Genomic DNA, 14,212 nt, shown 5'->3' with positions numbered 1-14,212 from the left:
CTTCTGGTTGCCTATTCTACTTTTCCCAGGAAAAGCGCCTTTCCGTTTTCAAACTTGTACATGAACACATCAGCCAGCTTGTTATCCCCTTTTTCATCAAAGGAAACCTTCGTAAACATGCCCTTGAAATCAGTCGTTTTGTGGACAGCATCCAATACTTGTTCACGGCTTGGCTTCTTCCCACCATTGGCTTTGATTGCTTCTTTGATCCCGTTTAGGACGACACCCATGGCATCATACCCATAGACGGAGAAAGTCTCAGGCTTTTTGCCTATTTTGCTTTCATATTCCTGCGCCCATTTCTTTCCTTCTTCCGTCCGGGTCACATCTCCAGCCGCAGAGGAAAAGATAACTCCTTCAGCAGCAGGTCCGGCGATCTTTACAAAATCCGATGAATCCAGTCCTGCTCCCCCCATGATGATCCCTTGGTAGTTTTTCTCACGCGCTTGTTTAACCAAAATGCCTCCTTCGGGATACAACCCGCCAAAGAAGATGAGCTCCGGGTTCATAGAGACGGCACTGTAAATCACGGAACTAAAATCTTTCTCTCCTGGAGTAATTCCTTCGTAGCCAAGCACTTTCACGCCGTCTTTTTCATATTGGGCTTTTACTTGATCAGCCAGCCCTTGGCCGTAAGAGGTTTTGTCGTGAATGATAAAAGCTGATTTTACACCTAGCTGTTTTATGGAATATTTAGCGGCCTCCGGTCCTTCCTGATCATCTCTTGCACAGATCCTGTGTACCGTCTTCTTCCCTTCTTCCGTCAGCTTTACTCCTGTATTGGCCGGACCGACCATCACCAGTTGCCCCTCTTCGTACTTGACCGACGACGGGATGGCTACCCCCGTATTGTAATGCCCCACGACCCCGAGTACATCCGGATTGGAGACGAGCAACTCGGCGTTCGCTACCCCTTGCTTGGGGTCCGCCTGATCATCTTGCGGGAACAACTGCAAATCAAAACCAAGCTTCTTAAATTCTTCCTTTTGTTGGCTCAGCGCTAATTCCGCTCCAGATTTGATTGCATCGCCAACGGCAGACTGAGGTCCGGAAAGCGGGGTTTGCGTGGCAATCAATATTTTTTCGCCACCACCTGCCGAACTGGTAGCCGAAGAAGTGCTTGCCTGTGTAGAAGTCCCGCCACCTGTGCCACCGCCGCATCCCGTGATGGTCATGCTCGCTGTCAAAAGCATCGTAAGCAAACCCAATGGAATCTTCTTCATCTACCTTCCCTCCTCAGACAACTGCATCTTCCATAATCAGATCGTTTTCCGCAAACCGCTCCACTCGCAGCGGTGTGAGATCAATGGATTTGTATTTCCCTGTACGGATCAGTTCAGAAAGCCCTACTCCGACAGCCGGCGCTTGCTGCATACCATGTCCGCTAAATCCAAATGCGACATAGTATCCTTTCATCCCCGGATACCTGCCGATGATCGCGTTATGGTCCTGGGTATTGAAATCGTATAACCCGGCCCACCCCCGTTCGATTTTCGCCTGTTCGAAATTCGGAATGCGCGCGGCAAGTATGGGCCAAAGCTCCTCCATAAAATAAGACCTTTTCCACGTAAAGTCATACCCCGGTTCCCTGTCTTCCGAAAAACCGGCAATCAGCTTTTCGCCCTCATGGCGGAAGTACACTCCCGTTGGATCAATGGTCAACGGAAGATATTTTCGCAAGGGCTGCACGATGTCAAACTGAAATACCTGTCGGGGGAGGGGAACGACAGGCAAAGGCAGCCCCATCTGCTCACTCAATAAAGGAGCCCATGCACCGGCGCAATTTACCACGATCGGGGCACGATATTCCCGCCCGTTCCGCAGGCGGACACCCGTGATGGCGTCCTGTTCGCTCAGGATCGTATCCACATCGTCATAGATGTATTCTGCCCCCAATTTTTTCGCACAGCGAATATATCCCTGCATGACGGAATACGGGTCAAGATATCCATCCTCCGCGCAGTACAAACCTCCAGCCAGATCATTGATATTCAATTCAGGGATGATGTCGAGCAATTCATTTTTCTGCAGCAATTGCGAAGGCACACCGTACTTATTTTGAATCTTCATGTGGATTTCCAGACGGGGGAGCATTTCTTCGGTTGCCAAAAACAGATACCCTCGCTGCTTAAAATCGATTTCCGCAGGCTCTCCATCAACGGCCATCGTCTGCGGGAATGCTTTGTATGCCTGCAGACTGAATCGGCTCAGCTGGATATTAATATCAGTCGTAAACAGTTGGCGAATGCCGCCAGCGCTTCTCGGTGTCGAGGCATACTCGTAAACCTTGTCTCTCTCAAACACGATCACTTTTCCGTCATACCCGTCTTTTTGTAGATGATAGGCAATACTGGAACCGATGACACCCCCGCCGACGATGATGATATCCGCTTCCATTTTCAATTGACCTCCACCTTCCGATGTTTCAAAATGGAAAATCTACTTTTAAATGTAACTGCTTAGAATAACTCGCACCATATTCATTTTTCACAAAATTCAGTCTAAAACTGCGGTAGTTATTGGCTACTATTAATAAGAGACCGAACCAACGATTGTTGATTCGGCCTTTTGCCTTTTGTGTTTGCTATTAATTATTGTCGATTTGCGCCCGTTGAAGCTTGCCGCTGTAATCGACATAGATCGATTTCCACTCCGTAAAGACGTCCAGCGCGGCTACGCCAGAGTCACGATGTCCGTTCCCAGTTCCTTTGGTACCCCCAAACGGCAGATGAATCTCCGCTCCAGTCGTTCCAGCATTGACGTAAACGATCCCTGTATCCAGATCGCGCATGGCGGCAAACGCCTTGTTGATATCCTGTGTGAAAATGGAACTGGACAGACCAAATGCCACGCTGTTGTTCACTTCGATCGCCTCTTCCAGACTCTTGACAGGAATGATTGAAGCAACTGGGCCAAAAATCTCTTCCTGTGCGATGCGCATATCGGCGGTTACGTCTGTGAAGAGCGTTGGGGCAAAGAAGTTTCCTTTATCCAAGCCGTTCTCTGTCAAAATTTCTCCACCGGCAAGTAGCTTTGCCCCTTCTTCCACTCCGATGTGAACGTACTGTGCAATTTTCTCCAGGGATGATCGGTTGATGACGGGCCCCACATCAATGGACTCATCCAATCCGTCGCCTACCCGCAGCTGGGCAATACGCGCCAGCAGCTTGGTCTCCAGCTCCTCTTTGACTGCCTCGTGCACGATGATACGGCTGCATGCCGTACATCTTTGTCCGCTTGTTCCATACGCACTCCAGATGATCCCGTCCACTGCCAAATCGAGATCCGCATCTTCCAGCACCGTAACCGCGTTTTTTCCACCCATCTCAAGCGAGGTCCGCTTCAACAAGCCGCCTGCTCTTTCGTTGATCTGTTTGCCCACTTCATTGGAGCCAGTAAAGGAGATCAGGTCAATTTCAGGGTGATCCACAATCGCGTTTCCAACGACACTCCCCGAGCCGAAGACGAGGTTGATCAGTCCTTTTGGCAGGCCGGCATCTTCATAAACCCGGACGAATTCTGCAGCAATAAACGGCGTTTCAGATGCGGGCTTCCAGACGATGGCATTTCCCGCTACCAATGCCGGCAAAGACTTCCACGATGCAATCGCAATCGGGAAATTCCAAGGTGTGATAAATCCGGCAATCCCTACAGGAACGCGAATACTCATCGCAAATTTGTTGCGAAGCTCGGATGGAACCGTTTCCCCAACTAGACGGCGTCCTTCTCCTGCCATGTAATACGCCATGTCGATGGCTTCCTGTACCTCGCCTCTTGCCTCCTCGATCACTTTTCCCATCTCTTTGGTAATCGTCTGTGCCAGCTCTTCCTTGCGCTCTTTCAGGAGCTGCGCAACGCGATACAGAACCTCCGCGCGCTCAGGGGCAGGTACAAGTCGCCAAGATTTTTGCGCTGCCTTTGCCGCCTGGACAGCACGCTCGACATCCTCCTGCGTAGATTGCGCTACTTCTCCCAGCACTTCACCCGTAGCAGGATTCGTATTTGCAGCATACTTTTTGGAAGAAGACTCTACCCATTCACCATTGATATAGTTCAGATAACGTTTCATTTGTATTTCTCCTTTTCTCTATGATTAAATGCTCTATTTTGTGGGGATACGTACCTTTTGCTTGATTCTTTCAACTGCTTCATACAGCCTGTCACTCTGCAAGGAAAGAGAGGCGCGGAAGTAGCCTTCTCCTGACTTACCAAACGCGCTTCCAGGGGTGAGGATGACTCCCGTCTGCTCCAGCACACTCGTCACGAATTCATTTGATGTAAAGCCTTCTGGCACGGGTGCCCAGATGAAAAAACTGCCTTTTGGCGGCTCCACATTCACACCGATTGATTTTAGCCCGCGGGTCATGGCCGTCATCCGTTCTTGGTAGATCCGGTTGTGGATTTCGATACAGCTCTGATCGCTGCTTAGGGCAAAGGCCGCGGCTTTCTGAATCGGGGTAAACTGCCCCGTATCCGTATTGCTTTTATAAATAGATAAGGATTGAATGATTTCCTTGTTGCCCACCACATACCCGATTCTCCAGCCCGTCATGTTATACGTTTTGGAGAGAGAGCCGAATTCCACGGCTACTTCCTTGGCCCCTTGTACTTGAAGAATGCTGGGTGCCTTGTATCCATCAAACGTGATCATGTTGTAGGCGGAATCATGCGCAATCGGGATGCCGTTCTCTTTTCCGAATTGTACGGCACGCTGGAAAAATGCATGATCCACTGTAGCAGTAGTCGGATTGCCCGGGTAATTAAGGATCATCAGCCTAGAGCGATTCAAGATTTCCTGAGGGATCATGTCAAATTGGGGCTCGAAGTTGTTTTCCCGTAAGAGTGGCATATCGTAGCACTCGCCGTTAGCCAAATACGTAGCCATCCGGCATGGCGGATAGCACGGGTCAGGAAGCAGGACTACCTCCCCTGGATCAATCAAGGTAGGGATCAAATGAGTAATCCCCTCTTTTGACCCGATCAATGCCAGAACTTCTGTTTCAGGATCGAGCTCTACCTGAAACTGTCGCTTGTAAAAGTCGGCAACGGCATGACGAAACTCTGCACATCCGTGAAAATGGGGATATCTCCCGTTTTCCGGTCGACGGGCTTCTTCGATCAGCTTCTCTACAATGTGGGGCGGTGTCGGCAGGTCAGGGTCTCCGATCCCCAGATCAATTACATCTATCCCTGCTTTTTTCATCGCTTCTTTTTTCTTGTTTAGCTCCGCGAACATGTAGGGCGGAATCTGCGAGACCCTATTAGAGCGATAGCGCATCTGTTGTTCACCTACTTTCTTTTCATCCCGTGTATTTACTGTATATTTTTTGGAATTTTCTAGCCATGTTCGTTTTACACAAAAATATCATTATGATACGCTACTATTCAGTACAGTTTTCACAAATACAGAATGGAAGAAGAGAATTAGATCATGAAAATCGGTTGGATTGGACTCGGGAACATGGGGATTCCAATGGCAGGTAATTTGCTCGCAGCAGGCTTTGACCTGCATGTTTGGAACCGCACACCAGACAGAGCGGCTCCACTGCTTGCACTAGGAGCAAAACATATGGCTACACTGGCAAAGCTGGTCGACGAGTGCGATATCTTGTTTTCCATGGTGAGTGACGATGATGCAGTAAAGGCGATTTATCTCGGTGCCAATGGACTGCTTGAGGCTGACATAAAAGGGAAGCTGGCCATTGACATGAGTACAATAGCGCCAGATACATCCCGTTTTCTGGCTGAGAGGGCCAAACACGCTGGATTGCGCTTTCTCGATGCACCTGTTTCGGGTAGTGTCGGGCCAGCCAAGGAAGGCAAGCTGGTCATCATGGTGGGCGGCGATCATGCTGATTACGTGGAAGCTAGGCCACTTTTGGACAAGCTGGGGAAAGTAGCGCTGCATCTGGGGCCAAACGGGTCGGGAGCATCTGCCAAGCTGGCGATTAATCTGCTTTTAGGGATTACTGTGCAGGGCGTGTCAGAAACGGTGCTCTTTGCCCGCTCTCTCGGAATTAGTACTGAACAAATGCTGAATATTATTTCTGAAAGCGCTGTGGGAACACCATTGATTCGTGGAAAGGCAGCCTCTATCCTCGCTGATGATTTCCCTGCTGCTTTTGCTTTGAAGCATATGGCAAAGGATCTTCGACTGGCTAGGCAAGCGGGAGTATCCACACCTATGGCAGAAACGGCAGATGCATCCTACCGTGAAGCCTTGGAGGGCGATCTTGGGGAACTGGATTTGATGGCGATCCTACGGCATTTGGATCAAAAAGAGGAAGCCTTACTCAAGCTGTAGTGGTGGGAGGAAAAAGGAGAAAACGCTCCAGCTTCTTGTGACATTTGCTGGGTGTCATGACTGTCCGGTTCCATTCCAAAAGGGAAACCGCGTCCAAAGTAGCCGATTCATGACGCTTCTCAGAGGTGGACGCTTAAGAACGTGTTTCCCTTTTTCCATTCCACCTCGGTGATGTCACAAAGATCTTCGCTTTTTTCTCCTTTTTCCTCGGTCGGCTTTTCTTTTCTTTTCTTTCTCGCCTTCTTTTGGGTCGATTCGCGGGAGCCATGGGCATAAAGAGCATAAACTAATCTCTATAGGTTCTAATAGTAAAAAAGACCAGAAATAAGATTCCGGTCTTTTTTATCGTGGACATATCATCTTCAGAGGACGTTATTGCTGAGACTTCAGCCACTCATTGAAAATTTTCGCATCCTCAATCGCTCGTTTGTCATCCAAAATATCCCCCGGCTTGTTGCCCTCTCCGATGATATAACCCGCATACGTCGTTCCCACAAAGGAAAATATGTACTGGAATTGCTGGATCAGGGGGAGTCCTTTCAAACGAGGCTGATCCCCGCCTGTTGTAATGACGTACGCGCTTTTTTGCCCCATTGCCTCTTTGAAGGAATACCGCTTGTCTCGGAGACTCTGCGACCAGCGATCCACAAAGTTTTTCATGTGGCCGGACATCCCGTACCAGTAAATCGGAGTGGAGAAAATCAGGAAATCATGAGCCAAAACCGCTTCTATCACTTCATCGTAATCGTCTGCGACTGAAGTGAAACCATCTGCGTCGTGTCTTTGATCGTGAATCGGACGAATTTCCTTTTCTCTCAAACGAATGCTGGTGTGAGGAATCCCCTGCAATGCCAAATGGGTCAACTGTTCTGTATTCCCCTCATCTCTTGAGCTTCCGTGCAAAACGAGAATCTTCATAGTCCTTCACTCCTTTTCCGTTTTCCCATCTCTTTTTACCACCTCTTATTGTAGCAAAAACCCCCTGGCACACTGCCAGAGGGTTACACTTACGAAGAAGATACACTTGCCATGCCAACCTGCTTCCGATGCAGCCTCCACGCCAAGAGAAACGCAACACCCAGAAGTCCTGCCGAGAGAAAGAACGCTGCTCGCGTGCCCAGCCATTCTGCAACTCCGCCCATGATGAGTGCCGATACACCAAACACAAACATGTCGATTGTTCCTTTAGCCGACAACACATATGGCAATACCGCTTCTTTTGTTGCCTGTTGCAGAACCGTCTGTTTGCTAACCAAATACAATTCCAGAAAGGGTCCAAGCAGAAAGGAAAAAAGCAGAGCTGCAAAAGCATTTGTACTGCTGCCAAAGAAAAAGGTAATGGCACAAGCGATTATGCTTCCAACGAGAATCGCAGAATACAAATGGCGACTCATCCGATGAGCGAAAGTCAACAGCAAAGTACCACCGATGATTGAGCCGAGCATGTAGCCGGCATTGATATACCCCCACCATTCCTCGCCTTTTCCCAATACGTCATGGACAAAGGGAAGCAGAATGGCGGCAATCCAGGCTGCACCTGACATCCCTACCACGATATCCATTGCGACCAAAAGGCGTAAGGACGCAACCTCCCGGATAACCCTCCATCCTGTGAGCCAATCCTTTTGTACCTCTTCCTCTTCAGACGGCTTTTGGTTTGTCCGAGCAGGTGCAACCCCCAGCATAGCCACGGTGGCTACTACATAGGCTCCCACTGTTCCAGCCAATACGCTGCTCGCTCCCAGCCAAGCAACAAGAAGGCCTCCTGCCGCCCATCCAGCAAAATGGACCGTTTGATCAGAGGTTGCCAACAGACCATTTGCCCGTATCAATTCTGGTCTGGCTACCAATTGAGGTACGAGGGCATTGCGAGCTGGATTGGCCCAGCCATCCATAAAGGCGATCAAAGAAGCTAACCCAAAAAGCAGCCAAACCATTTCACGCTGATCTCCCATTCCAACGACAACCGAGGCCGCGCCAAGCAGAATGGTTTTGAGCCCTTGAGAAAGCACGAGCATTTTCGGTAAAGACAAGCGTTGAAAAATCAAGGGAGCGAGGAGTCCGCTCACAGTCATCGCTGTCACGTTCACCACGGGTATGAAAGACGTAAACAGGACAGAACCCGTTGCCGTGTACACAACTGATATAAACGCGACAATATAAAAAACATCCCCCAGATTGGCCAGAGTCTGACCCGCCCAGAGGCAAATAAAACGTCGATTCCACACGGTGCCAAGCCTCCTGTCGGTTCAGGACCTTTCTTGTACAGATAGGAATTTATAAAATTCCTATCCAGTATAAGCACAACCGCGGCTCTGCCAAAAGAAATGGCGTAGCCAGGTTTCCTAATCCTGATGGAATATGAAATTAGTTCCACCGACAAGTTATCACAATGGAGGTGCACCTCGTTTTCGCAAAGTTTCTCTTATTCTATTCCAGAATCAGTATGCTGTATAGCTCTATTTCTAAAAAAGCTATAGTACACCCAGCCCGCATTTATAAACAAAAAAGCACTCGTCATGAAAAAGACGCCTTGGATGCTCACATAACCCGCGAGGAAACCGCCGATCATCGGGCCGAGCATACTGCCGATGCTGACAAAGCTGTTATTGTAGCCGTAGACGCGACTCACCATATGCGTAGGGGTCGCGCGCCGCAGCAAAGAATTGACTGACGGCAGCAAACCTCCCAGCGACAGTCCCAGCAGGAATCTGAGCAGAATAAGCTGCCATACGGTTGCCACCAGCCCTTGCGGAATAAACAGGACAGCAGCCATCAGCAAGGCAACAAAGAGTACCTTTTGTGATCCGTACTGGTCCCCTAATCGACCAAGACGAGGGGATGCAAAAACGTTGGCCACCCCCATCGCCGCCTGGACAATCCCTGCCCACAGCGCTACCTTTGCTCCCTCAGAGCCAAGCAGCTGCGCTATGTAGATCGGGAGGACAGGAACGATACTAAACAAGGCAAACTGGATCATCACGGTTACAAAAAAGAGCGCCGGCAACTCTTTCGACGAGAAAATCATTTGAAAATCCTCGCGCAGACTTGAGCGATCCTTTTTTTCAGGGGGAACAAATGTCTCTTTTACCGTAAACGTAATGACCAATGTAGCTAAGAGCAGCAGGCAGCCCGTAATGACAAAAATCATCCGAAAGCCAATACGTCCCGCCAAAACCCCACCGAATAACGGACCCATAATCGTCCCCGCCGTAATGAACGACTGGAGCATACCTTGTGCCCAACCAATTTGTTCTTTCGGAACCGATGATGCGACCAAGGCTGTACTCGCAGGAATGATCCCTCCGACGAGTCCATTGATTAACCGCAGCGCCAGTAGTTGCCATACGCTTCCGGCAAACCCGGTCAGCGCCACAGTGATCGACATAAAGTAGCCGGAGCGCAAAATCATAATCTTGCGCCCGTGCTTGTCCGCCAGATTTCCCCAGATCGGGGACACTAGTCCAGCCGTCAAAAAGTTGGCTCCGAAAATAATGCCCGCCCAAGCGGTTACCTGATGCGGGTCTTTAATTCCGAAATCTTGTTGGATGTACAGAGGCAAAAAGGGCATGATCATGCTCATCGCTAGCATCACGACGAACAAAGACCCACATAATACATATAAATTGCGGCGCCATATCTCCATCGGATTCCCCCCGTTCCCTCACTTTATCATCCCTATTCTTCGTCGGTTACACTCCCTAAATCTTGGACACTCCACAGGCCGTGGTATACGCCCCTTTTTTCCAGCAGTTCTTCATGTGTACCTTCCTCGGCAATTTGGCCATCCTTCATAACAATGATTTTATCCGCATGCGTGATCGTCGATAAACGGTGAGCAACGATGATCGTAGTTCGCCCTTTTGTCAGTCTCGCCAGTGATTCTTGAATCGTGTGTTCTGATTCCAAGTCAAGAGCAGATGTCGCTTCGTCCAAAATCAGAATGCCCGGATCACGCAAAAAAACACGAGCAATGGCGATCCGCTGCTTTTGTCCCCCGGAGAGCTTTACTCCCCGTTCTCCCAGCTCCGTATCGTAGCCGTCGGGCAGTTCGCTAATAAAATCATGGGCGTGCGCTGCTTTCGCTGCTTCTTTGACGGCATGATCATCTGCATCAGGATTGCCCATTAAAATATTCACCTTTGCAGACTCACTGAACAAAATGTTGTCTTGTTGAACCATCCCAATATGGTTACGTAGATTCCGCTGTTTGATATCCCGGACGTCCATACCATCAATGGTAATTTGTCCTTCTGTCACGTCCCAAAACCGCGGCAATAGACTGATCAGTGACGATTTACCGCCACCAGACATCCCCACTAGGGCTACAGTCTCTCCCGGCTCGATCGTTAGATTCACGTTTTTCAGTACGAGCGACCCTTCCTCACGATAGCGGAACGAAACATTTTTAAACTCGATCTTTCCGCGAATCCGGTTGGTTACAGGATCAACCGGCAGTGCACCCGCATTTGGCTTATCGACAATATCGTACTGCTCATCAATAAACTCAAACATCCGGTCCATAGAGGCAATCGCTTGTGTCAGGACGGTGCTGGAATTGACCAAACGCCGCAGCGGAGTATACAGACGATCTAGATAAACGTAGAAAGCGACCAGTGTCCCCACACTCATGCTCCCGCCAATCACCTGGTATCCGGCATAGGCAATGACCAATAGCGGTGCGATGTCTGTAACGGTATTGACCACGGAGAACGTTCTGGCATTCCACCGAGTATGTGCCAGCGCTTTATGGAGGAAATGATTGTTTTCCTTGGCAAACTCCTTGCTCTCATGCTCTTCCAATGCAAAGCTGCGAATCAAGGACATGCCATTCACGCGTTCGTACAGATGTCCCTGCAAATGAGCCAACGCCGCAGAGCGGTCTTTTGTCAGTTGACGTAACCGCTTATAAAAGAATTTGACAGAAATGCTGTACAGCGGAAATACGATGATCGCCACAATCGTCAGCTCCACATCCATGTAAAACATGATGCCTAGCGTCAGCGCAATCGTAATCGTATCGAGCCATAGATTCATCAAACCCGTCTCTACAAAGCTTTTCGTGGATTCGACATCGTTTATGACGCGGGAGATGACTTCACCTGTTTTGGTATTGTTGTAGTAACGCATCGAGAGGCGTTGCAAATGAGAGAAAAGTTGATTGCGAATGTCAAACAAAATGCGGCTGGATACCCACTGCGCGTAGTACTGCCGTATGTATTCTACGGGAGCGCGAACAACTGTAAATAACAAAAACGCTCCGAGCATCAGCCAGAATAGCTGCGTCAGTTTTTCCGCTTGTGGAAGGGGACTAGGTAACAAATCGTCAATGACGTACTTGATGAGAAGCGGCAAGGCCAATGGGATGGAAAATTTAATAATGCCAATAAAAATGGTGCCCACTATCTGCTTCCAATAGGGCCATACATATGCCAAATAGCGACGTATGCTCAACAGTCATACCTCCTTTGCAAACAAGGAAATCCCTCCCCCGAATTACGGGAAAGGGATTATTCCTCATCATCTCGTACTAAAAGATAACGCTCGTACCAACGCTGGACGAAACCGCTTTGAAATGGGCCGCGACGTGCACTCACCCAACCCAGTACTTCTCTGAGCGCCGTCTGTACCCTTTCCACGACAAACGGAGGGTAGTTCATCTGTCTGGAGTGCAACAGAAACTCCTCTTCATCGAGAATCGAATACGTCATGTCAGGAAATACTTTTACGTCGAGATCATAGTCTATGTAACTAAGAAGCTGCCCCTTCATGCTAAAGGGTGAACCAAGGTTGCAATAATAGTAAATGCCGTCGTCGCGAATCATGGCTATGGTATTAAACCACTGGCCTCGGCCAAATGTACAAATAGCCGGTTCACGCGTACGCCACTCCCGCCCGTCTGCTTCTGTCACCTTGACCCGATCGTTTCCCCCAATCACCACCGCATCACTGGTATGAATCAGCGTGGATTTATCCCATATGCGGTGCAACGAATGGTCATGTTTATAACTTTCAATGCGGATATTGGAGCCCGGAGTTGGCGACATGACTCTCCCCTTTCTTCTCTTCTCTATCTGAATGGGGACAAGCCTCCTTTAAGAAGAGAGCTTTTTGGAAAGTGTAACATATTTTTGTACTTCATAGCCAAGCGAAAGGTAAAACGGAAGGACTTCGGGATTAGCCTGGTTGACCATGATCAGGACGTTATTGACGCCTCTTTGCTTGAACCGCTTTTCAATAGCTGCAACGAGTTCACGGCCAATACCACTACCTTGCATCACTGGAAGGACAGCCAGTCTGTAAAAATAGGCGCGCGCTCCATCAATTGTACCTACGACAACACCTACGACCTTCTCTTCCAGTTCCGCAACCATCACCAGATCGCTGTCCCAAGCCAACTGCTGGGCCAAGTCATTCAGCGACTCCGTCTCCGATTGGTCCAAACCCGTTTCCTGCCAAATCCTTGTGATAGCCGAATAGTCACCGAGTCGAAACGGACGAATCAGCATACGTTGCCTCCTTCGTAGCCTTCTTACTCTATTGTACAACACTTGGACAACTTTGTCTTGTGTGGTAACACGTCAAAGTCTCCAACTCCGCGCTTTTGCATAGAGGACCGGGAAGCATCCTTTATGCAAAATGTTAGGTCAAAAGAGAAATTCCGCCGTCGACAATCAGCGTCTGTCCGCGAACCATCCATGCCTTGTCGGAGAGTAAAAACATTACGGCGTTTGCCAGATCTTCCGGCTCTACAATACGACCTGCAGGTGTGCGTTCTGCGGAGCTGCCGAGCAATTCCTCACGATTCGGGAAGTGTTTGAGAGCATCTGTATCTACCGCGCCACCGGAAACCGCGTTGACAACAATATTATGAGGAGCCAGTTCAACAGCCAAATAACGAGTGATTGCTTCTACCGCAGCTTTGGACACACCAACGGCTGTATAGTTGTCCAGAACACGAATAGAGCCGAGGCTGGAGAGGCTGACAATTTTTCCGCCGTTGCCACCCTTGATCATTAGTTTTGCCGCTTCTTGCGCACAAAACAACAACGCTTTGCTATTAATTTCCATGGTCCAATCCCAATGGCTTTCTTCCAGTTCCATCAACGGACGAAGGACGCCGGATGCCGCATTGTTGACGAACACGTCCAAACGGCCAAATTCCTGGTCAATTTCAGCGAACAGTTCTTTGATTTTTGCCACGTCTCCGACATTTGCTTTAATCAGGTGGACACGAGCACCCTTTGCTTCCAATTCGGCTGCTGCTTCTCTTGCCGCTGTCCGATTGCGCAGGTAATTCAATACCAGATCATACCCTTGTTCAGCCAATTGAAGGGCAATTGCCTTTCCGATCCCTCTTGTTCCCCCGGTAACCAATGCTACTTTTTTTGTATTCATAAAAGTATTGCCTCCTAATCTCACACCAACTATTAACAGCAGGTACTAATATGTAAAATCACTCATTTATTATACAACTCCTTTTCGGCTTTTTCTACCTGATGCATTTTCATACCAGTGATTGGAACTGCTGATGACGAGCCATACTAAACAAGCATCGTACATAAATACAGACACGCTAGCCGTCATTCATGCAGCAAGATGTGTCTACAGAACAACGGAGGAGGATGACGAATGTACATAGGACGCGATCTGTCTGAGTTAACCATGGTACCCCTTGATCGTTGGGAACTGAACGAGCTTTTGTACCATCACCATATTTTTTCCCAGGTTGCTCTCTATCTCAGCACAGAGGGTGCTTCATTACATGTCAAAGTAATCAGGGAACTCGAATCAAGAGGCCCTGTTAATGGAGATAGCGGGGGCTGGGATCACTCTTCCTCCCCGATTTACGATTGATCCAAAGAAAAAGAATGAGCAGCCCTCCAACGATGATATGCTCCCTTTCGG

At 49.0% G+C, this 14,212-nt stretch carries 12 protein-coding genes; 1 reads left to right on the top strand and 11 read right to left on the bottom strand.

Annotated elements, in window-relative coordinates; translation table 11 throughout:
* Positions 1-11: 11 nt before the first annotated feature.
* The 4 genes from ACIFQN_RS25400 to ACIFQN_RS25385 all read right to left on the bottom strand — a co-directional run bounded on the left by ACIFQN_RS25400 (position 12) and on the right by ACIFQN_RS25385 (position 5,278).
* On the bottom strand, positions 12-1,223 hold the full coding sequence (locus ACIFQN_RS25400; protein ID WP_429835819.1) for a branched-chain amino acid ABC transporter substrate-binding protein: 1,212 nt from the start codon (positions 1,221-1,223) through the stop codon (positions 12-14).
* A 13-nt stretch (positions 1,224-1,236) separates the two neighbouring features.
* Positions 1,237-2,403, bottom strand: coding sequence for an NAD(P)/FAD-dependent oxidoreductase (locus ACIFQN_RS25395; RefSeq protein ID WP_429835818.1), 1,167 nt, complete (start codon positions 2,401-2,403; stop codon positions 1,237-1,239).
* Positions 2,404-2,587: 184 nt separating this feature from the next.
* Complete coding sequence (locus tag ACIFQN_RS25390; protein ID WP_429835817.1) at positions 2,588-4,069, bottom strand: aldehyde dehydrogenase family protein; 1,482 nt, start codon at positions 4,067-4,069, stop codon at positions 2,588-2,590.
* A gap of 33 nt (positions 4,070-4,102) precedes the next feature.
* A complete protein-coding gene (locus ACIFQN_RS25385; RefSeq protein WP_429835816.1) occupies positions 4,103-5,278 on the bottom strand; it encodes an LL-diaminopimelate aminotransferase in 1,176 nt (391 codons plus the stop codon).
* 153 nt (positions 5,279-5,431) lie between these two features.
* Between ACIFQN_RS25385 and ACIFQN_RS25380 the strand changes: the two genes are divergently transcribed.
* Entirely contained in the window at positions 5,432-6,304 is an 873-nt protein-coding gene (locus ACIFQN_RS25380; protein ID WP_429835815.1) for an NAD(P)-dependent oxidoreductase, read from the top strand.
* Between the two features lie 372 nt (positions 6,305-6,676).
* Here the strand turns inward: ACIFQN_RS25380 and ACIFQN_RS25375 are convergent, their stop codons facing one another.
* The 7 genes from ACIFQN_RS25375 to fabL all read right to left on the bottom strand — a co-directional run bounded on the left by ACIFQN_RS25375 (position 6,677) and on the right by fabL (position 13,702).
* On the bottom strand, positions 6,677-7,222 hold the full coding sequence (locus ACIFQN_RS25375) for a flavodoxin family protein (protein ID WP_429835814.1): 546 nt from the start codon (positions 7,220-7,222) through the stop codon (positions 6,677-6,679).
* A gap of 89 nt (positions 7,223-7,311) precedes the next feature.
* Positions 7,312-8,532, bottom strand: a complete 1,221-nt coding sequence (locus tag ACIFQN_RS25370) for an MFS transporter (protein WP_429835813.1) — start codon at positions 8,530-8,532, stop codon at positions 7,312-7,314.
* A gap of 197 nt (positions 8,533-8,729) precedes the next feature.
* On the bottom strand, positions 8,730-9,950 hold the full coding sequence (locus tag ACIFQN_RS25365; protein ID WP_429835812.1) for an MFS transporter: 1,221 nt from the start codon (positions 9,948-9,950) through the stop codon (positions 8,730-8,732).
* Positions 9,951-9,982: 32 nt separating this feature from the next.
* Positions 9,983-11,758, bottom strand: a complete 1,776-nt coding sequence (locus ACIFQN_RS25360; RefSeq protein WP_429835811.1) for an ABC transporter ATP-binding protein — start codon at positions 11,756-11,758, stop codon at positions 9,983-9,985.
* A gap of 56 nt (positions 11,759-11,814) precedes the next feature.
* On the bottom strand, positions 11,815-12,351 hold the full coding sequence (locus ACIFQN_RS25355) for a DUF402 domain-containing protein (protein WP_429835810.1): 537 nt from the start codon (positions 12,349-12,351) through the stop codon (positions 11,815-11,817).
* Positions 12,352-12,399: 48 nt separating this feature from the next.
* Positions 12,400-12,813, bottom strand: a complete 414-nt coding sequence (locus ACIFQN_RS25350; protein WP_429835809.1) for a GNAT family N-acetyltransferase — start codon at positions 12,811-12,813, stop codon at positions 12,400-12,402.
* Between the two features lie 133 nt (positions 12,814-12,946).
* Positions 12,947-13,702, bottom strand: a complete 756-nt coding sequence (gene fabL, locus ACIFQN_RS25345; RefSeq protein ID WP_103109239.1) for an enoyl-[acyl-carrier-protein] reductase FabL — start codon at positions 13,700-13,702, stop codon at positions 12,947-12,949.
* Positions 13,703-14,212: the final 510 nt, after the last annotated feature.

The sequence above is a fragment of the Brevibacillus sp. NRS-1366 genome (assembly GCF_050467985.1).
The sequence above is the reverse complement of the archived record's forward strand: the minus strand, read 5'-3'. Positions and strand labels throughout refer to the sequence as shown.